This is a genomic window from Pseudochelatococcus contaminans (assembly GCF_014195635.1).
Lineage (GTDB): Bacteria > Pseudomonadota > Alphaproteobacteria > Rhizobiales > Beijerinckiaceae > Pseudochelatococcus > Pseudochelatococcus contaminans.
This window is the reverse complement of the sequence record NZ_JACICC010000003.1, coordinates 313,681-334,344: the sequence shown is the minus strand read 5'-3', so window position 1 is coordinate 334,344 and position 20,664 is coordinate 313,681. Positions and strand designations below refer to the sequence as shown.

General features: G+C 61.5%; 12 protein-coding genes. 5 read left to right on the top strand and 7 right to left on the bottom strand.

The genetic code is table 11. From position 1 onward, the window contains the following. Window positions 1-24: 24 nt before the first annotated feature. Together FHS81_RS07995 and recQ are read left to right on the top strand one after the other, a co-directional pair. Complete coding sequence (locus tag FHS81_RS07995; protein WP_210281590.1) at window positions 25-669, top strand: LysE family translocator; 645 nt, start codon at window positions 25-27, stop codon at window positions 667-669. Beyond that, window positions 666-2,543, top strand: a complete 1,878-nt coding sequence (gene recQ, locus FHS81_RS07990; protein ID WP_183751701.1) for a DNA helicase RecQ — start codon at window positions 666-668, stop codon at window positions 2,541-2,543. Before FHS81_RS07995 ends, recQ begins: the two co-directional genes overlap by 4 nt. 87 nt (window positions 2,544-2,630) lie before the next feature. Here recQ and rdgB read toward each other — a convergent pair whose 3' ends face one another. Next, on the bottom strand, window positions 2,631-3,269 hold the full coding sequence (rdgB, locus tag FHS81_RS07985; RefSeq protein ID WP_183751700.1) for an RdgB/HAM1 family non-canonical purine NTP pyrophosphatase: 639 nt from the start codon (window positions 3,267-3,269) through the stop codon (window positions 2,631-2,633). Further along, window positions 3,266-3,988, bottom strand: a complete 723-nt coding sequence (gene rph / locus FHS81_RS07980; RefSeq protein WP_183752016.1) for a ribonuclease PH — start codon at window positions 3,986-3,988, stop codon at window positions 3,266-3,268. The genes rdgB and rph overlap by 4 nt, the downstream gene beginning before the upstream one ends. 187 nt (window positions 3,989-4,175) lie before the next feature. On the opposite strand from rph, the gene hrcA reads away from it, so the two are divergent. After that, complete coding sequence (gene hrcA / locus FHS81_RS07975; RefSeq protein ID WP_210281589.1) at window positions 4,176-5,273, top strand: heat-inducible transcriptional repressor HrcA; 1,098 nt, start codon at window positions 4,176-4,178, stop codon at window positions 5,271-5,273. Between the two features lie 25 nt (window positions 5,274-5,298). On the opposite strand, the gene olsB is transcribed toward hrcA, so the two are convergent. Next, the gene (gene olsB / locus FHS81_RS07970) at window positions 5,299-6,171 is read right to left on the bottom strand and encodes a l-ornithine N(alpha)-acyltransferase (protein ID WP_343052457.1); all 873 of its coding nucleotides are present in this window, start codon (window positions 6,169-6,171) and stop codon (window positions 5,299-5,301) included. Window positions 6,172-6,508: 337 nt separating this feature from the next. Here olsB and hrpB point away from each other — a divergent pair, with 337 nt between their 5' ends. Both hrpB and nhaA read left to right on the top strand, forming a co-directional pair. Beyond that, entirely contained in the window at window positions 6,509-9,007 is a 2,499-nt protein-coding gene (gene hrpB, locus FHS81_RS07965; protein ID WP_183751698.1) for an ATP-dependent helicase HrpB, read from the top strand. A gap of 121 nt (window positions 9,008-9,128) precedes the next feature. Beyond that, on the top strand, window positions 9,129-10,307 hold the full coding sequence (gene nhaA, locus FHS81_RS07960) for a Na+/H+ antiporter NhaA (RefSeq protein WP_343052452.1): 1,179 nt from the start codon (window positions 9,129-9,131) through the stop codon (window positions 10,305-10,307). Between the two features lie 92 nt (window positions 10,308-10,399). Here the strand turns inward: nhaA and rpoC are convergent, their stop codons facing one another. From rpoC to rplJ, 4 genes are all read right to left on the bottom strand, one after another. Next, complete coding sequence (gene rpoC, locus FHS81_RS07955) at window positions 10,400-14,629, bottom strand: DNA-directed RNA polymerase subunit beta' (protein WP_183751696.1); 4,230 nt, start codon at window positions 14,627-14,629, stop codon at window positions 10,400-10,402. Between the two features lie 189 nt (window positions 14,630-14,818). Further along, a complete protein-coding gene (gene rpoB / locus FHS81_RS07950; protein ID WP_183751695.1) occupies window positions 14,819-18,940 on the bottom strand; it encodes a DNA-directed RNA polymerase subunit beta in 4,122 nt (1,373 codons plus the stop codon). A 367-nt stretch (window positions 18,941-19,307) separates the two neighbouring features. Beyond that, window positions 19,308-19,685 carry a 50S ribosomal protein L7/L12 gene (rplL, locus tag FHS81_RS07945; RefSeq protein ID WP_183751694.1) on the bottom strand — a complete coding sequence of 126 codons (378 nt, stop codon included), beginning with the start codon at window positions 19,683-19,685 and terminating at the stop codon, window positions 19,308-19,310. Between the two features lie 48 nt (window positions 19,686-19,733). Continuing rightward, window positions 19,734-20,249, bottom strand: a complete 516-nt coding sequence (gene rplJ / locus FHS81_RS07940; protein ID WP_183751692.1) for a 50S ribosomal protein L10 — start codon at window positions 20,247-20,249, stop codon at window positions 19,734-19,736. Window positions 20,250-20,664 lie beyond the last annotated feature (415 nt).

The window sequence follows — 20,664 nt, the reverse complement described above, 5'->3', positions numbered from 1 at the left end:
ACGCGCAACCGTGCGTTATCCGCCATGCCGCAGGAGTTTGCCGTGCCCGGCATCGATATCGCTGCCCTCATCCTTTTCGCCGGCGCGCTTGCCATCGCGGCGGCTGTTCCCGGCCCGGCGGTTGCGGCCATTGTCGCACGGGTGCTGGCGCGGGGCACGCGCGGGCTCGCGCCGTTCATCCTCGGCATCATTGTCAGCGATATTATCTGGCTCACGCTGGCCGTCACCGGCCTTGCGGTGCTGGCGCAGACATTCCACGAGGTATTTCTGATCATCAAATATCTGGGCGCTGCTTATTTGATGTGGCTGGCGTGGCAATTCTGGACCGCACCCGTAACCTCCATCATCGCCGCTCCGTTGGACGTGCGCGAGGGCGGCATCGCGGCGCTGCTTGGCGGGCTGTTTGTCGGCCTCGCCAACCCGAAGGCCATGATGTTCTATCTGGCGCTGCTGCCGGGCTTTATCCCCCTCGCCAGCGTCACGCCCCTCACCTTCGCGGAACTGGCCGGCGTAACCTTCGCGGTGCTTGGCATGATCTTTTCGGCTTATGTCCTGGCAGCGGCGCGGGCGCGGCGGCTGCTGTCAAGCCCGCGAGCGCTGGCACTCGTTAACCGGGGCACCGCAGCAATCATGGCGGGTGCGGCGGTCACGGTGGCAGCGCGCTCATGACGGTTTCCGCGCTGGCAAGCGCTGCGGCGGCACCGATTCGGCCCGTAGACCCACAGGTGGCGAAACGTGCCCGCGAGGTGTTGAAGTCCGTTTTCGGTTATGACGACTTTCGCACCGGCCAGGATGAAGTTATCGCCGCCGTCCTGAACGGCGAGGATGTGTTCGCCGTTATGCCGACGGGCAGCGGCAAGTCGATGTGTTACCAGTTGCCGGCGCTCACCGACGATGGTGGGCTGACGCTCGTCGTGTCGCCCCTGGTGGCGCTGATGCGCGATCAGGTGGGGCAGTTACGCGCGCTGGGCGCGGCAGCCGCCACGATCAATTCCGCCAATGGCGAGGAGGAAAACCGCAATGCATGGCGGGCGATGCGCCGCGGCGAATTGCGATTGCTGTTCGTATCGCCCGAAAAGCTCGCGAGCGATAACCTGCTGGCGGCGCTGCGCGATAGCGGCATCCGCCGGCTCGCCATCGATGAGGCGCATTGCGTGTCGCAATGGGGGCATGATTTCCGCCCCGATTATCGCAACCTCAAGACCGTGCGGGAGCAACTGGGCGCGCCGCAAACCATCGCTCTCACAGCAACAGCAGACCGCGCCACGCGTGCGGACATCGTGCAGCAACTGTTTCCGCGTGAGCCGCGCGTCGTCGTTCATAGCTTCGACCGGCCCAATCTAGATCTGCGCTTTGCGGTGAAAGACCGCCCGGCGAGCCAGATCGCGGAGTTCGTCAGCTCCCACGGCGGCGCAAGCGGCATTGTCTATGCGGCGGCACGCAAACGCACTGAAGAGATCGCTGAAAGCCTTTCGCAGCGCGGCATCCGGGCGCTGGCCTACCATGCCGGGCTCGATCAGGCCCTGCGCAGCAAGCGGCAGGATCTTTTCCTGCAGGAGAACGACATCGTCATGGTGGCGACGGTGGCATTTGGCATGGGCATCAACAAGCCTGACGTGCGCTTTGTCGCGCACGCGGACATGCCCGGCACCGTCGAAGGTTATTATCAGGAGATCGGCCGCGCGGGGCGCGACGGTTTGCCCGCATGGACGCTGACGCTTTACGGCGCATCCGACATGGCGTTGCGCCGCCGCCAGATCGATGAAAAAGACGTGGACGACGAGCGCCGCCGCGTGGAGCAGCGCAAGCTCAACGCCATGATCGAGCTGTGCGAAACCGCCACCTGCCGCCGCCAGTCCCTGCTGGCTTATTTCGGTGAAACAATCGAGCCCTGCGGCGGTTGCGATCTGTGCCGGGGTGGCGTCAGCCTCTACGATGCCACCATCGACGCGCAAAAAGTGCTGTCCGCCGTCGCCCGCACGGGGCAGCGCTTTGGCGCCGCGCATATCGCCGATATTCTCACGGGCACTGCAAACGAGGCGATATCGCGCCTTGGCCACGATCAGCTCAAGACCTTCGGCGTCGGCCGCGACAAAACCAAACGCGCGTGGAACACGGTCATCCGCCAGTTGTTCGCGGCGGGCGCGGTCGCTGAAACCGGCGATCAATACAGCGGTTATCGCCTGACGGAAAAGGGCGAGGATATTTTGTTCGGTCGCGAGCGGCTGACCTTGCGCACCATCGCGGAAGAGCCCAAGCGCCGGCGCGAGACCCCGCGTGCCGAAGCAGCCAGCGATCTATCGCCCGAGGAAAACGCGCTCTTTCAGCATCTTCGCGCGGTGCGGCTCGAACTGGCGCGTGCGGAAGATGTCGCTGCCTACATCATCTTCCCCGATCGTACACTGATCGACATGGCGCGCCTCAAACCCGCCGATCTCTATGCCATGCGCATGGTGCAGGGTGTCGGCGAGGCGAAGCTGAACCGCTATGGCCAGATCTTTGCCGATGCGGTGGCCGCATTTTTACGTGACAATCAATCATAAGGCCACAAAACGCTCGATACTCTGAAGCGGCTTGCGTTCAAACCGACGTATCGAATTGAACGCAAGACCCCATCATAGTAGCGGGATTTAGAGCAGCGCCCGCTTGAGTTCGGCAAAGGCGCGGGCCCGGTGCGACAGGCCGTCGCCGGTCTGCTGGCCATGTTTTTCTTCCGCCGTCATTTCGCCGAACGTCACGGTGTGTCTGTCCGGGCGGAAGATGGGATCGTAGCCGAAGCCTTTGTCGCCGCGCGGCGGGAAAACCAGCGTGCCGAATACGCGGCCCTCGAACAGCTCTTCATGCCCGTCCGGCCAGGCGACGACCAGCGCCGATACGAAATGTGCCTTGCGCGATTCGTCATCCAGCGCGCCGCGCAAAACCAGCTCGCGCTCGACACGCGCCATGGCGCTGGCAAAATCCCTGCCTGGACCACCCCAACGGGCGGAAAAAATGCCCGGCGCGCCATCGAGCGCATCGACGCACAGCCCGGAATCGTCCGCAAACGCCGGGAGGCCGGAGGCCTTTGCCGCCGCATGCGCCTTCAGCGCCGCGTTCTCCGCGAAGGTGGTCCCGGTTTCGTCCGGCTCCGGTAGGCCCAGTTCACCCGCCGAAACGGCTTCCACGGAATAAGGCGCGAGCAGCTCGCGCATTTCCCGCAGTTTGCCGGGATTATGAGAGGCAACGACAAGTTTGCCCTCAAGCTTTCGTCCTGCACGTTCGCGCGTCATGATGCCACCGCCTGTTTCTGCAAGTCGACGAGCTGCGAGATCCCGTTGCGGGCCAGCGTGAGAAGGCGCAGCAGTTCATCTTCCGAAAAAGGTGCGCCCTCTGCGGTGCCCTGCACCTCGATGATGCCGCCTGAGCCGGTGAGCACGAAATTGGCATCGGTCTCGGCCGTTGAGTCCTCAGCGTAATCGAGATCGAGTACAGGCATGCCCTGATAGATGCCGCACGAAACCGCCGCGACGTGATCCTTCAGCGCCTTCTTCGACAGCATGGCGCGCGCCTGCATCCATGCCAGGCAATCGTGCAGCGCCACCCATGCGCCGGTGATGGCCGCCGTGCGCGTGCCGCCGTCCGCCTGCAGCACGTCGCAGTCGATCACGATCTGGCGCTCGCCGATGGCCTGCAAATCCACGACCGCCCGCAGGCTGCGGCCAATGAGGCGCTGGATTTCCTGCGTTCGCCCGGATGGCTTACCGGAGGTGACCTCGCGGCGCGTGCGCTCCAGCGTTGCACGCGGCAGCATGGCGTACTCCGCCGTGACCCATCCGCGTCCCTGCCCGCGCAGCCACGGCGGGGCGCGTTCTTCGAGCGAGGCGGTGCACAGCACATGCGTTTCGCCGAACCGGACGAGGCAGGAGCCCTCGGCATAGCGGGCGACGGCGCGTTCGAGCGTAACATTGCGCAGCTCGTCGGGCGCGCGCTTTGAGGGACGGGTGGCGATACTCACGATGCTGTCCTTGCGATAATGATCGATACTGCCGCAGCTTGTAACACCTCATGCCGCGACCACAAATGCCGGATGATGCCGGGCGATGCGTCGTCCACCGCCGGTCCACGGCGGTTTGTTGTGCAGGGCAAGCCGCTTGTGATACCGTCACGGCACGCCATGAAATAACAATGGCGAGGCCATGATGAGCAGATCGTTTCACACAATCCATAACTCCGACAGCGCCCGGCTGCTGACCGAACTCGACGAGCGATCGCGCGAGATTTTCCGTTATGTCGTTGAGAGTTATCTCTCCAGCGGCGACCCGGTCGGCTCGCGTAATCTGGCGCGCATATTGCCCATGCAGTTGTCGCCGGCTTCCGTGCGCAACGTGATGTCGGATCTCGAACTTGCCGGCCTGCTCTATGCCCCGCATACCAGCGCCGGGCGCATGCCGACCGAGCGCGGCTTGCGATTTTTCGTCGACGCCATGCTGGAAATCGGCGATCTCGATTCGGAAGAGACCACCCGCATCGAGGCGCAGGTCGCTGCCGCCGCCACGGGTACGTCCCTCGACAGCCTGCTTGCCGAAGCCACCGTGATGCTATCCGGCCTCACGCGCGGCGCGGGCGTCGTCGTCACGGGCAAGCAGAACCCGCAGCTCAAGCATATCGAGTTCGTCCGTCTCGATCCCGCGCGCGCGCTCGTCGTGCTGGTAGGAGAAGACGGACACGTTGAGAATCGCCTGCTCGATCTGCCTCCCGGCTTGCCGTCCAGTGCCCTCATCGAGGCGGGGAACTTCCTCAACGCGCGCATTCGCGGCCTCACCCTTGCCGAGTTACGGGCCGAGGTGGAAGAGCGGCGGGCCAGCATGGAAAGTGAACTTGATTCGCTCGTGTCCGGTCTTATCGACGCAGGTCTTGCGGTCAGCGTCGGGGCCAGCGAGGGACGTCAGCTTATCGTGCGCGGACAGGCCAACCTGCTCGACGACCTGCGGGCGGCGGAGGATCTGGATCGAATCCGGCTGCTTTTCGCGGATCTGGAAACGCAGAAGGACGTCATCGATCTGCTGTCGCGGGCGGAAAACGGCGAGGGTGTGCGTATCTTCATCGGCTCGGAAAACAAGCTGTTTTCGCTCTCCGGCTCATCGATGATCGCAGCGCCGTTCCATGATTCCAATCAGGCGATTCTCGGCGTCGTCGGCGTCATCGGCCCCACGCGCCTCAACTACGCACGCATCGTGCCCATGGTGGACTACACCGCCCGAGTCGTGTCGCGCATGCTGGAGCGGGGGCGCTGACGCCCTCGCCTCGCATCAGTGCGCCTCACGCCGCGTGGCGGTTGGCGGTTGCGCCGAAATGGCCGATGTAGCGCGGATTGATCGCCTTCACGGGCAGCATCACCAGCACGTCGGTCGTGCCGAACTGCCGATCCACGACAGCACCTTCGCCGATGGTGCCGCCAAGCCGCAGATAACCCTTGATCAGCGGCGGCAGGCTATGCAGCGCCGCCTTGGCGTCGATGCTCTCCTTGGCCTGCAGATCCATGGAAACGAAACGCTCTGGCAGCGCCTTGACGTTCCATTCCTCCGGCGCGCGCGCAAAGTGATGCAGGAAGCTCAGCGGCAGCGCCAGCTTCGCCGGATCCACGCCCTCAAGGCTGGCGCAACCGAACATCACATCGATGCGGTGATGCAGCACATAGGTCCAGATGCCGTGCCACAACAGCTCCACAGTGCGCTTGTTGCGATAGGGCTTCATCACGCAGGAGCGGCCAAGCTCAAGAAAGTTCAGCTCGGGATTGGCATCGATGACGGGCTGCACGTTGAATTCGCTGGCCGTGTAAAAACCGAAATAACGGTTCGCGACCTCCTGCCGCAGCAGGCGATAGGTGCCGACGACACGCGGCTTGTGGGCGCGGAACGGCTTGCGCGGCGCGTCGTGATCGAGCACCAGCAGGTGATCGCAGATCGGATCGTAATCGTCCATGTCGCGCTGCGCCAGCATGCAGGCGGCATTGGGCACGGCGGACATCTCGTTATAGAAAATGCGGTAGCGCAACCGCTGGGCACGGCGAATCTCGCGTTTCGTGGTCGCGAGGCGAACCTCCAGCGAGCCGATGCGCCCGAGCACGGGATCGAGGCCGCCGGCGTCCAGCCCACCGGACTTCATGCCGCCGAGTTTCAGCCCGCCGCCCATTTTACCGTTCTGCACCCAATTCCAAGCGCGGGGATTGCCCCACACTTTGGGCTGCAGGAATGCCGGCATGCGCCCTGCCCGCGCGACTTGAGCCCCGTTGGCGTCCTGCCGGATGATGGTCTGGAAAAACGAATTGTGCGACATCCTGCCTTGCCCGTTCCCGGATATACCGGAACCCCCTCCAGCCCCGTCGGCGCCATTGTATTGCGGGCCGTTACGGATTCGGAACTGCTCTATCCTGCCAAGAGAGCATAGGCTTTCGACAGTTGAATGACAATGGGCACGTGCCTGTTACCGCTGCGCGTGATATCGATGGAACAAATTGCGATATTCCTGCATGAGCGACACACCAGTTCACCTTCCCATCGACGACACGATGCCTGCGCTTCTGGCATCGCTGGCGGAGCATACCAGCGCTGTTCTTGTCGCGCCCCCCGGCGCGGGCAAGACGACCCGCGTGCCGCTTGCCCTGCTGGGCGAGACATGGCGCGGGGACGGTCGCATCGTCATGCTGGAACCCCGCCGCCTCGCAGCCCGCGGTGCAGCGGCCCGCATGGCGGAAACGCTGGGCGAGAGCATCGGTGACACGGTCGGCCTGCGCGCTCGCCTCGATACGAAAGTGGGGCCGCGCACCCGCATCGAGGTGGTGACGGAGGGCGTTTTTGCCCGCATGATCGTTGACGATCCCGAGCTGTCGGGTATCGCCGCCGTCATCTTCGACGAGTTCCACGAGCGGTCTCTCGACGCCGATTTCAGCCTCGCGCTTGCACTCGATGTTCAGTCGGCGCTGCGGGAGGACCTGCGCATTCTCGTGATGTCAGCCACGCTGGATGGCGCCCGCGTCGCACGCCTGCTCGGCTCCGGCGATGCGCTGGTGCCTGTGATCGAATCGCAGGGACGCAGCTTTCCCGTGGAAACGCGCTACATCGGCCGCGATCCCGCCCGCCGGATCGAAGACGATGTCGCCGCCGCCATCCGCAAGGCCCTCGCGGAGGAAACCGGCTCTATCCTCGTCTTTCTGCCGGGACAGGCCGAAATCCGCCGCGTTGAAAACCTGCTGACCGAGCGATTGTCGGCCATGCAGGCCGTCGACATCGCCCCCCTTTACGGCCAGATGGAGCGGTCAGCCCAAAATCTCGCCATTCGCCCAAGTCACCCAGGACGCCGCAAGGTGGTGCTGGCCACCTCGATTGCCGAAACCTCACTCACCATCGAGGGCGTTCGCGTGGTCATCGATTCGGGCCTGGCGCGTGTGCCGCGTTTCGAGCCCGATATCGGCATCACCCGGCTTGAAACTGTCCGCGCCTCACGCGCCGCCGCCGATCAACGCCGTGGCCGCGCGGGCCGCACAGAACCCGGCATATGCTATCGCCTGTGGGAAGAGGCCGCCACCGGCGCGCTTCCGGCTTTCTCGACGCCCGAAATTCTCACCGCCGATCTCGCGCCGCTGGTTCTCGATTGCGCCCGGTGGGGCGTGGAAGATCCGACAAGCCTCGCGTTTCTCGACCCGCCCCCCGCGCCTGCCCTGCTTGAAGCACGCAACCTTCTGCAATCGTTGGGCGCACTGGACGCAAGCAACCGGCTCACGGATACGGGCCGGGCATTGCAGGCTTTGCCGCTGCCGCCGCGCCTTGCACGCATGGTGATCGAGGCGCGGCGCATCGGAGAAGGTGGCACGGCGGCTGACATCGCCGCCGTTCTGGTGGAGCGCGGTCTCGGCGGCAATGCGGTCGATCTATCCGAGCGCGTTCAGGCATTCCGGCGCGACCGCTCCCCGCGCGCTGCCGATATGCGGCGTTTGGCGCGCCAATGGGGCGGCCAGCCCACCACTCACACGACCCCTGTCGGCCCCCTGCTGGCGCTGGCTTTCCCGGACAGGATCGCGAAGGCCAGACAGAGTGGCGCTTCGGGAAACGGCGATTCGCGCGATACGGCCTTTCTGCTCGCCAACGGGCGCGGTGCAACCCTCGACAGCGCCTCTACGCTGGCGCGAGAGGAGTTTCTCGCCGTCGCGGAAATCATCGGCTCCGCCGCTTCCTCGCGTATCGTCTCCGCCGCCTCTTTGACCCGGGACGACGTAGAGACAATCGCCAGCGAACGCATCCGCGAGACCACGGATATCAGCTTCGACAAGGAAGCACGCGCACTGCGCGCCCGCCGCGCCAGACGACTGGACGCAATCGTGCTTGATCGAAAGCCCCTGCCCGCACCCGCAACTGAAGAAGCGGCCATGATTCTCGCGCGTGGCATAGCGGACATCGGCGTGGCGTGCCTGCCGTGGACGAAGGCTCTCGATCAATGGCGCAACCGCATCGCGTTCCTGCGCCGCGCGGAAGGTGACGACAGCGTCTGGCCTGCCACGACCGACGAGGCGCTCGCCATGACGATAGAAGACTGGTTCGCCCCGCATCTCATCGGCATCACGAGCCTTTCCCGTATCGACGCTACATTGCTCGACGCCGCTCTGAAATCGCTGATCCCGTGGGATTTGCAGCAGCGGCTTGAGCGAGAGGCCCCAACCCATTTCACCGCCCCAACCGGCTCGCGCATCGCCGTCGACTACAGCGGCGACACGCCCTGCATCGCCGTGCGCGTGCAAGAGCTGTTCGGCCTCGACACGCATCCCTCCATCGCGAATGGCCGCCTGCCACTGACGCTCGAACTGCTCTCACCGGCGCATCGCCCCATCCAGATCACCCGAGATCTGCCCGGTTTCTGGCGCGGCTCATGGACGGCGGTCCGCGCAGAAATGCGCGGCCGTTACCCCCGCCACGTCTGGCCGGAAGACCCCGCAGGCGCAGCCGCCACCACCCGGGCAAAACCACGCGGCACTTAACCAAGTACAGATATTGAAGCCCCTGATCGCCTGTGGTTAAATGCCGGAACGGCGTGTGCTGCGTGCGCCCGGGGACAGCCCGAATACGGAGAATGGTTCAACCAATTTCCGGGAGGCTGCCGTGGCTGGCCGCATTCACAACATTATCCGTGCGTTTCTCGACAACAGCTCCACCGGCGGTCTGCTTCTGATCGCAGCTGCCGCCTTGGCGCTTGTCGTGGCCAATTCCCCTTTTTCTGCCGCCTATTTCGATGCGCTCCACCTTTATCTGGGCCCTCTTTCGCTTCAGCATTGGGTCAACGACGCGTTGATGACGGTGTTCTTCTTGATGGTCGGGCTTGAGATCAAGCGCGAAATGGTCGACGGCCACCTTGCGTCATGGTCGCGGCGCGTCCTTCCCGGAGCGGCCGCAGTCGCCGGTATGGTGGTGCCAGCCGCAATTTATCTGCTGTTTACACGCGGCAGTGGCGCTACCCATGGCTGGGCCATTCCGTCAGCGACCGACATCGCGTTTGCACTCGCCGTGATCTCCTTGCTGGGGCAACGCGTGCCAACGTCTCTCAAGGTTTTTCTGGCGGCACTCGCCATCATCGACGATCTTGGCGCGGTCATCGTGATCGCCATTTTCTACACCGCAGGGGTGTCTGTTACAGACCTCGCGCTCGCAGGGCTGATTTTTGCCGTTCTCCTGGTTGTCAACCGGGCCGGTGTGCAACACCTTTTGGTATATCTCCTGTTGGGTGTGGCGCTCTGGATTTTTACATATAGATCGGGAGTGCATGCCACCATCGCCGGAGTTCTTCTGGCGTTGAGCATTCCGATCAAGCGCACACCCGCCACCCCCGAGGCGCATCCGGACGAAAGCCCCCTCCACAGACTGGAAGGCGCTCTCATCAAGCCGGTCGCTTTTATAATCATTCCGATTTTTGGCTTTGCAAATGCGGGCGTCAATTTTTCCCAGCTTGGAGTCGATGCCCTTACGGGACCAGTCACGCTGGGTGTCGCTTCCGGGCTTGCAATAGGCAAGGTTTTGGGAATTTTCGGTATTGTGGCCATCTTGGTCCGTTGTGGTTATACCAGCCTGCCGGCAGGAGCAGGTTGGATGCAGGTGCTCGGTGTCGCATTTCTATGCGGCATCGGCTTCACCATGAGCCTGTTCATCTCCCTGCTCGCATTCGACGATGCCGCCCTGCAAAATCAGGCCAAGATGGGCATTCTATTTGGCTCACTGGTTGCTGGCTGCTTAGGCTACGTCATCCTGCGCACTGCGAAGCGTGGTGACGGACGCGATCCAGTTTGAAGCCTTCTTTCACACCAAGCGACTGATCAAAAAGAAAAACCCGCAGCCGTGAAGCTGCGGGTTTGATATTGCACTACGAAGCCGTTGGACGATTACACGTCCGTCTGCGGCTCGACGGGAACGGGCGCTGCCTCGAACACCCGCTCAGCCGTCACCTGCTCGACTGCCGTTTCAGCGGCAACGCGGTTCTCACGCGCGCGCTGACCGAGAATAAGCTCATCGCGGCGCTGGGCGATTTCGCGCAGCTTGGACGCAATTGCGCCCGTACCAGCCGGGATCAGGCTACCGACGATGACGTTCTCCTTGAGCCCTTCCAGCTTGTCCGACTTGCCGTTGACCGCAGCCTCGGTCAAAACGCGCGTCGTCTCCTGGAACGAGGCCGCCGAGATGAACGACTTCGTCTGCAAGCTCGCCTTGGTGATACCAAGCAGCACAGGCGTACCTTCCGCCGGCTTCTTGTTTTCGGCAATCAGACGCTCGTTTTCGTCGCGCAGATCCGTGCGGTCCACCTGCTCCCCGGAGAGGAACTGGCTGTCACCCGGATCCGTGATATCAACCTTCTGCAGCATCTGGCGAACGATCACCTCGATGTGCTTGTCGTTGATATGCACGCCCTGCAAACGGTAAACTTCCTGAATCTCGTTGACGAGATAAGCAGCAAGCTCCTCCACGCCCTTGATGGCGAGGATGTCGTGCGGGGCCGGGTTGCCGTCGACGATGAAGTCGCCAACCTCGATGACGTCGCCATCCTGTAGATGGATGTGCTTGCCCTTCGGGATCAGGTACTCCACCGGCTCCGAACCGTCGTGCGGTGTCAACGTGAGGCGGCGCTTGTTCTTGTAGTCGCGCCCGAACTGGATCGTGCCCGACTTCTCGGCGATGATCGCCGCATCCTTGGGACGGCGCGCCTCGAACAGTTCCGCCACGCGCGGCAGACCGCCCGTGATGTCACGCGTCTTGGCGCTTTCCAGCGGGATACGCGCCAGCGCGTCGCCAGCCTTCACCTTGGAGCCAGGATCGGCAGCGATGATGCCATCGACCGGCAGAAGATAGCGCGCGTCGCCGCCGCGCGGCAACTTCGCAACCTTGCCATCAGCATCGAGGATGACGATCGCCGGACGCAGATCAGCCGTACGGGCCGAACCGCGCCAGTCAATGACAACACGCTTGGCAATGCCGGTCGCCTCATCGACGGTTTCGGACATCGACATGTTCTCGATCAGATCTTCGAAGCCGATAATGCCGTCCACCTCGGTCAGCACGGGGCGGGTATAGGGATCCCACTCCGCCACACGCTGGCCGCGCTTGATCTGGTCGCCATCGTCGACCTTCAGCTTGGAGCCGTACTGCACACGGTGCACCGCGCGCTCCTTGCCATCCGGCCCGAGGATCATGACGCCGACATTGCGGCCCATGACCACGAGATCACCATCGGAGTTGCGGGCCACGTTGCGGTTACGCAGCTTGACCTCACCTTCGAAGTTGGTCTCAAGGAACGACTGGTCAGCAATGGTCGCCGCGCCGCCGATGTGGAACGTGCGCATCGTCAACTGCGTACCCGGCTCACCGATGGACTGCGCGGCGATAACGCCCACGGCCTCACCATGGTTAACCGGCGTGCCGCGCGCAAGGTCGCGTCCGTAGCAGGTGGCACAAACGCCGTTGCGCGACTCGCAGGTCAGCACCGAACGGATTTTCACCTGCTGGATGCCAGCAGCCGTGATCGCAGGAATATCCTTTTCCTCGATCATGATGCCGGTCGGCACGATGACATTTCCGGCCTGATCCACCAGATCTTCCGCCGCCGTACGGCCCAGAATGCGCGATGCAAGCGTCGCAACGATCTGACCGGCATCGACGATGGCACGCATCGAGATACCGCGCTCGGTACCGCAATCCGTTTCGCGGATAACAGCGTCCTGCGCGACGTCGACGAGGCGGCGGGTCAGGTAACCCGAGTTCGCCGTCTTCAATGCCGTATCGGCAAGGCCCTTACGCGCACCGTGGGTGGAGTTGAAGTACTCCAGAACGTCAAGGCCTTCCTTGAAGTTCGAGATGATGGGGCTCTCGATGATCTCGCCCGAGGGCTTGGCCATCAGGCCGCGCATGGCGGCGAGCTGCTTCATCTGCGCGGGCGAACCACGAGCGCCGGAGTGCGCCATCATGTAGATGGAGTTCACCTGCTTATCGCGGCCGTTCTCATCCTTGTGCACGGCAGAAATGCGCGCCATCATCTCGCTGGCAAGCTTGTCCGAGCATTTGGCCCAGGCATCGACGACCTTGTTGTACTTCTCGCCTTGCGTGATCAGACCGTCGTTATACTGCTGCTCGTAATCCTTTACGAGATGGCGGGTCTGATCGACGATCTGCCACTTGTTCTCCGGCACGACCATGTCGTCCTTACCGAACGAAATACCGGCCTTGAACGCATGATAGAAGCCGAGCGACATGATGCGATCGCAGAAAATGACCGATTCCTTCTGACCGCAGTTTCGGTAGACGGTATCAATCATGTTCGAGATTTCCTTTTTGGTCATCAACTTGTTGACAACGTCAAAGGTAATCTTCGGGTGCTTGGGCAGCTGACGCGACAGGAAGACGCGTCCGGGAGTCGTTTCGTAGATCTTCGAATACGTCTCGCCGTTCTCGTTCACACCGATCCAGCGATAACGAATCTTGGAGTGATATGTAATCACACCGGCATTCAGCGCGTGTTCGATCTCATCATGGTCGGCATAGGCCTTGCCCTGCCCCGGCTCACCATCGGCCATCAGCGACAGGTAATAAAGCCCCAGAACCATATCCTGCGACGGAACGATGATCGGCTGCCCGTTGGCCGGGTGCAGGATGTTGTTCGTCGACATCATGAGCACGCGCGCTTCAAGCTGCGCCTCAAGTGACAACGGCACATGCACGGCCATCTGGTCACCGTCGAAGTCGGCGTTGAACGCCGAGCAGACGAGTGGGTGAAGCTGGATCGCCTTGCCTTCGATCAACACCGGCTCAAACGCCTGAATACCGAGGCGGTGCAGTGTCGGCGCGCGGTTCAGCATCACGGGATGCTCGCGGATGACCTCGTCAAGGATGTCCCAAACCTCGGGCTTTTCCTTTTCGACCAGCTTCTTCGCCTGCTTGACCGTCGCCGAAAGACCCTTGGCGTCCAGGCGTGCGTAGATGAAGGGCTTGAACAACTCAAGCGCCATCTTCTTCGGCAGACCGCACTGATGCAGCTTCATCTCGGGACCGACCACGATCACCGAACGCCCCGAATAATCGACGCGCTTGCCGAGCAGGTTCTGCCGGAAGCGGCCCTGCTTGCCTTTCAGCATATCGGCGAGCGACTTCAGCGGCCGCTTGTTGGCGCCCGTGATGACGCGGCCGCGGCGGCCGTTGTCGAACAGCGCATCCACAGCTTCCTGCAGCATGCGCTTTTCGTTGCGGATGATGATATCCGGCGCACGCAGTTCGATCAGCCGCTTCAGACGGTTGTTACGATTGATGACGCGGCGATACAGATCGTTGAGGTCAGACGTCGCAAACCGGCCACCATCCAGCGGAACCAGCGGACGCAGATCCGGCGGGATGACCGGAATAACCGTCATGATCATCCATTCCGGCTTGTTGCCCGACTGCTGGAACGCCTCGATGATCTTGAGGCGCTTCATCAGCTTCTTGGGCTTCAGCTCGGAAGTCGTCGTCGCGATCTCTTCCTTGATCTCGACAGCCGTTTTCTCAAGATCGAGAGCGCGCAGGATCTCGCGAATGGCCTCCGCGCCGATCTGGGCCGTGAAGCTGTCGTCGCCATACTCCTCCTGAGCGCGGATAAATTCCTCCTCAGTCAGAAGCTGATGCATCTTGAGCGGCGTCAGGCCCGGCTCAAGCACAACGTAAGCTTCAAAGTAGAGAATCCGCTCAAGATCCTTCAGCGTCATGTCGAGCAGGAGGCCGATGCGAGACGGCAGCGACTTCAGGAACCAGATATGCGCGACCGGAGCCGCCAGTTCGATATGGCCCATGCGCTCGCGCCGCACGCGCGCCAGCGTGACCTCGACGCCGCACTTCTCGCAGATGACGCCCTTGTATTTCATGCGCTTGTACTTACCGCACAAGCACTCGTAATCCTTGATCGGACCGAAGATGCGGGCACAGAAAAGACCGTCACGCTCCGGCTTGAATGTCCGGTAGTTGATGGTCTCCGGCTTCTTGATCTCACCGTAGGACCACGACAAGATTTTCTCAGGGCTCGCGATCGAGATCTTGATCTGATCGAAAGTCTGCGCGGGAGCCTGAGTATTGAAGAGATTCATCACCTCTTGATTCATCGCCGTCTCCTCAAGTCTGCGTGAGTCCCGCCCCGGGTCACTCCCGCCGGCACCTGCCCCGCCGCCCGCGGCGCGATGCCTGAAAATCCAAACACAGCAGCGACACCCGGCCATTTTATGACCGGATGCCGCTTCAAGTTTATTTTACCGCCGCTCAACACGTCCGGCTGTCTGTCGTCAAGCACCGCCTCACTCGGCAGCCTCCGCCGGGAAGTCATCCTCTGGTGCCTGCTTGGACGACAGAAGCTCGACGTTAAGACCAAGCGACCGCATTTCCTTGACAAGCACGTTGAAGCTTTCCGGAACGCCGGACTCAAACGTATCATCGCCACGCACGATGGCCTCGTAAACCTTGGTGCGGCCAGCAACGTCGTCCGATTTGACCGTCAGCATTTCCTGCAAGGTGTAAGCTGCGCCATAAGCTTCGAGCGCCCACACCTCCATCTCACCGAAACGCTGTCCACCGAACTGCGCCTTACCACCCAGCGGCTGCTGGGTAACAAGCGAGTAAGGGCCGATCGACCGTGCGTGGATCTTGTCGTCAACCAGATGGTGCAGCTTGAGCATATAAATAATGCCCACCGTCACCTTGCGGTCGAACGCCTCGCCCGTGCGCCCGTCATAAAGCGTGGACTGACCGGAGACATCCAGACCGGCTCTCTCAAGCAAGATCTCGATATCACTTTCCTTGGCGCCATCGAACACCGGCGTTGCAATCGGCACACCACGACGCAGGCTTTCGCCCAGATCGACAAGGTCTTCCGGCAGCACATCATCCGACACAGCGTTATCGCCGTAAACCTCGTTTAGCGCATCCTTGAGCACAGACAGATCCTGTGCCCTACGATAGGCATCGACGGCCCGACCGATCTGCTGACCAATGTTGGCGCATGCCCAACCAAGGTGCGTTTCGAGAATCTGTCCGACATTCATGCGGCTCGGCACGCCGAGCGGGTTAAGAACGATATCCGCATGCGTGCCATCCTCAAGGAACGGCATGTCCTCAATCGGAACGATGCGCGACACCACACCCTTGTTGCCATGGCGGCCGGCCATCTTGTCGCCCGGCTGAATCTTGCGCTTCACCGCGACGAAGACCTTGACCATCTTCATCACGCCGGGCGGCAACTCGTCGCCGCGCTGGAGCTTCTCGACCTTATCAAGGAAGCGCTGTTCGAGACGCTTCTTCGACTCGTCGTATTGCTTGCGCATTGCCTCCAGTTCGGTCGTCACCGCGTCATCAGCGACGGCGAACTGCCACCACTGCGAACGCGGAATGTCGGCCAAAGCCTGGCGAGTAATTTCAGTATCCTTGCGGAAGCTCTTCGGACCGGCAATGGCCGTTTGCCCCACCAGAACATCGGCAAGACGCTTGTAGGCGCTGCGATCGAGGATAGCCTGCTCGTCGTCGCGGTCCTTTGCAAGACGCTCGATTTCCTCGCGCTCGATTGCCTGCGCACGTTCGTCCTTGTCGACGCCATGACGGTTGAACACGCGAACTTCGACAATCGTACCCGTCACGCCCGGTGGCACACGCAATGACGTATCGCGCACGTCCGAAGCTTTCTCACCGAAGATCGCACGCAGAAGCTTTTCTTCCGGCGTCATCGGGCTCTCGCCCTTCGGCGTGATCTTGCCGACCAGAATATCCCCAGCCTGCACTTCAGCGCCGATATAGACGATGCCGGCTTCATCGAGATTCTTCAGTGCTTCTTCCGATACGTTCGGAATATCGCGCGTGATTTCTTCTGGACCAAGCTTTGTATCGCGAGCGGCTACCTCAAATTCTTCGATGTGAATCGACGTAAAGACGTCCTCCTTGGCGATCCGCTCGGAAAGCAGGATGGAGTCTTCATAATTGTAGCCGTTCCAGGGCATGAACGCGACGAGTACGTTACGTCCCAGTGCCAGTTCGCCGTATTCGGTCGACGGACCATCGGCAACGATGTCACCCTTGCGAATCTGATCGCCCACCTTCACCAGCGGACGCTGGTTAATACACGTGGACTGGTTCGAGCGCTGGAACTTCTGCAGCCGATAGATATCCACGCCCGATTTGGTCGGGTCGAGATCCTCGGTCGCGCGAATAACGATACGGGTCGCATCCACCTGATCGACGATGCCGGTGCGGCGCGCGGCAATCGCGGCGCCGGAATCGCGCGCCACAACGGCCTCCATGCCAGTGCCGACAAAAGGCGCATCCGCCTTCACGAGCGGCACGGCCTGACGCTGCATGTTCGAGCCCATGAGTGCGCGGTTGGCGTCATCGTTTTCAAGGAACGGAATGAGCGCCGCGGCGACAGAGACGAGCTGCTTGGGCGACACGTCCATGTAATCAACACGGTCCGGCGGCACAACGACCACATCGCCAGCCTGACGGCAAACGACCAGATCCTCGATCAGACGACCTTCACCATCGACCTCGGCATTTGCCTGAGCGACTGCGTACTTCATTTCCTCGGTGGCGGAGAGGTAGTTCACCTCGTTCGTCACCTTGCCATCGCGCACGCGGCGGTAAGGCGCTTCGATGAAGCCGTATTTGTTCACACGGGCGAAAGTCGCCAGCGAGTTGATAAGACCGATATTCGGGCCTTCCGGCGTTTCGATCGGGCAGATGCGGCCATAGTGAGTCGGATGGACGTCGCGCACCTCGAAGCCGGCACGCTCGCGCGTCAGACCACCCGGGCCAAGCGCCGACAGACGACGCTTGTGGGTGACTTCCGACAGCGGGTTGGTCTGGTCCATGAACTGCGAAAGCTGGGACGAGCCGAAGAACTCGCGCACGGCAGCCGCTGCGGGCTTGGCATTGATCAAGTCCTGCGGCATCACCGTGTCGATATCGACCGAGGACATACGCTCCTTGATGGCGCGCTCCATGCGCAGGAGACCTAGACGATACTGGTTCTCCATCAACTCGCCTACAGAGCGCACGCGACGGTTGCCGAGATGGTCGATATCGTCGATCTCGCCACGACCATCACGAAGCCCCACCAGCGCCTTGACAACCGCAAGCATGTCCTCGCGGCGCAAGGTTCGCACGGTGTCGGCGGCATCGAGGTCAAGGCGCATGTTCATCTTCACTCGGCCGACGGCCGAGAGATCGTAACGCTCCGGATCGAAGAACAGCGAGTGGAACATCGCCTCCGCCGCGTCAATCGTCGGCGGCTCGCCGGGACGCATGACACGGTAGATGTCAAACAAAGCCGTCTCGCGCGACGTATTCTTGTCGAGCGTCAGCGTATTGCGGATATAGGGGCCGATGTTGACGTGGTTGATGTCGAGCACTGGAATCTCGGTGATCCCGGCATCATCGAACTCTTTCAACACCTTTTCGGTGATCTCGTCGCCCGCTTCGGCATAAATTTCGCCGGTTGACGGATTGACAATATCCTCGCCGATATACTGACCGTAGAGATCTTCATCGGTCGCACGTAGGGCTTTGAGGCCGCCTTCCACGAGCTGACGCGCGGCACGCACCGTGAGCTTCTTGCCAGCTTCGAGCACGACCTCGCCCGTGTCGGCGTCAATCACATCGACGGTCGCCTTGAAACCCTTGTAACGATTGGGATCGAATGGCACACGCCAGCCGCTCTCGTCGCGGGTGTAGGGGAGCTTCTCATAGAACGTATCGAGAATTTCCTCACCATCGAGCCCGAGCGCATAAAGCAGCGTCGTCACCGGCAGCTTGCGGCGGCGGTCGATACGCGCATAGACGATGTCCTTGGCATCGAACTCGATATCGAGCCATGAGCCACGGTAGGGAATGATGCGGGCAGCGAACAGGATTTTACCGGACGAATGCGTTTTTCCGCGATCGTGGTCGAAAAACACGCCCGGCGAACGGTGCATCTGAGACACGATCACGCGCTCGGTGCCATTGACGATGAAGGTGCCGTTGTCCGTCATGAGCGGAATATCGCCCATGTAAACATCCTGCTCCTTGATGTCCTTGACGGAACGCGCGCCTGTATCTTCATCCACATCGAACACGATGAGGCGCAGCGTCACCTTGAGTGGCGCAGCATAGGTCATGCCGCGCTGGCGGCACTCGTCAACATCGTACTTCGGCGGCTCGAACGTGTACTTCACGAATTCCAGCAAAGACGTATTGGCAAAGTCGGAAATCGGGAACACGGACTTGAAAACGGATTGAAGGCCCTCATCGGGCCGTCCGCCTTCCGGCTCGTCGATCAACAGAAACTGGTCATAGGATACCTTCTGAACCTCGATGAGGTTCGGCATCTCGACAACTTCCCGGATCTTTCCGAAGAACTTGCGGATACGCTTCCGGCTGGTGATCGTCTGGGCCATGTGGACTCTTGCTCCTCAACGCACGCCTGACCAGGCGGTCTCTCTGTCTGTCTCTTCAATACCGGCGCGAATTCCGCACAGGTGGCAAAAGGGCAGCCGACAACGGGGCCGCCTGGTCAGCCGGGCCGCAACTCCGCGGCAAGGTCAATGAACGGTTCCGCCGCTCAGCGGCCAAGAAGACGGCACTATGATGCCAGCCTCTCGGACGACGACGCGGTCCCGGGAGAGCCCTCCCGGAACCGCAAAGTTTTCGATTCGGATAACGGTGTCAATTCTCAAAGATCTACCAGCACAAGCAGGATAAAAAGCACCCCGAAAAGCAATACCGTCATCGCTCGACCATAAAAGGCCGATGCATCCGACCGTATTACTTGAGCTCGACCTTGGCGCCAGCCTTCTCAAGCTGTTCCTTGAGCTTGTTGGCCTCGTCCTTGGCAATACCTTCCTTGACGGGCTTGGGAGCGCCTTCAACGAGGTCCTTAGCTTCCTTGAGGCCCAGGCCGGTGATTGCACGGACTTCCTTGATGACTTCGATCTTCTTGTCGCCGGCAGCAGCCAGAACGACCGTGAACTCGGTCTGCTCTTCAGCAGCAGCAGCACCGCCACCAGCAGCCGGAGCTGCAGCAACAGCAACAGCAGCAGCAGCGGAAACGCCCCACTTCTCTTCCAGAAGCTTTGCCAGCTCGGCAGCCTCAAGCACGGTCAGGCTCGACAGTTCGTCGACAAGCTTGGTCAAATCAGCCATGATAATAATTCCTGTATCGGTTCGTCAGTTTATATGGGTTATCGGCCTTCAGGCCGCATCTCGATTGGCATAGGCGCCAAAAACGCGAGCCACCTTGGCGGCGGGCGCATTGACGACCTGGGCGATCTTGGTCGCCGGAGCCTGGACAAGGCCCACAAGCTTTGCGCGCAACTCGTCGAGAGACGGCAGCGAGGCCAGAGCCTTCACACCGTCCACGTCAAGCGTGGTCGAGCCGGTTGCCCCACCGAGAATGACAAGCTTGTCATTCGTCTTGGCGAAGTCCGAAACGACCTTGGCAGCAGCAATGGGATCGTCGGAATAGGCCAGCAGGGTCGGACCCTTGAGCAGCGGCGCAATTCCGGCAACGTCCTTGCCTTCGAGAGCGATCTTGGCGATACGGTTCTTTGCAACCTGCACCTGAGCGCCGGCCTGCCGCGCTTCATGACGAAGCTTCTGCAGTTCCGAAACCCTCAGACCAGCGTAATGAGCAACGACAACGACGCCGGAGGAGGTGAACACCTCGCCAAGCGATGCCGCGAGCTCTGCTTTTGCCGCTCTATCCACGGGGCTCTCTCTTTATCAATCGACGGGTCGGAAACCTCCCCGCCAGCTACACATGCCGCCCTCGCGACGTGCGGTACCCGTTTAAAGGCCCGACACCGGAAAACGGCGTTTGCGAGCCCTGTCCCCGAACCGTGGCTGACGCCGCGGCACGGATATAAAAGGTACGAACCGATCCATATCTTCACCGGCAACACCGGCGACAACTGACATCAGCCTTACCCGTCTGTGCAGGCCCCAAGCGGGATTAGGTTACGCGACAAGCGCGTCACACCTGCAGTCTTGGACAGGACCTGACAGGCAAACAACCTCCTAAGGAAGCACTTTGCCCGCCATCCTACCGGTCAATGACCGGATTCTTTAACGAGAATGACCCGGCAAGCCGAGTCAATCAGTCCATGTATTATTCTTGCGCACA

Bases quoted from the DNA above. Each gene is read 5' to 3' on its own strand.
- rplL (WP_183751694.1), bottom strand. From the start codon at position 19,685: ATGGCTGATTTGACCAAGCTTGTCGACGAACTGTCGAGCCTGACCGTG.
- hrpB (WP_183751698.1), top strand. From the start codon at position 6,509: ATGAGCGACACACCAGTTCACCTTCCCATCGACGACACGATGCCTGCG.
- recQ (WP_183751701.1), top strand. From the start codon at position 666: ATGACGGTTTCCGCGCTGGCAAGCGCTGCGGCGGCACCGATTCGGCCC.
- FHS81_RS07995 (WP_210281590.1), top strand. From the start codon at position 25: ATGCCGCAGGAGTTTGCCGTGCCCGGCATCGATATCGCTGCCCTCATC.
- olsB (WP_343052457.1), bottom strand. From the start codon at position 6,171: ATGGGCGGCGGGCTGAAACTCGGCGGCATGAAGTCCGGTGGGCTGGAC.
- hrcA (WP_210281589.1), top strand. From the start codon at position 4,176: ATGATGAGCAGATCGTTTCACACAATCCATAACTCCGACAGCGCCCGG.
- rpoC (WP_183751696.1), bottom strand. From the start codon at position 14,629: ATGAATCAAGAGGTGATGAATCTCTTCAATACTCAGGCTCCCGCGCAG.
- rpoB (WP_183751695.1), bottom strand. From the start codon at position 18,940: ATGGCCCAGACGATCACCAGCCGGAAGCGTATCCGCAAGTTCTTCGGA.
- rdgB (WP_183751700.1), bottom strand. From the start codon at position 3,269: ATGACGCGCGAACGTGCAGGACGAAAGCTTGAGGGCAAACTTGTCGTT.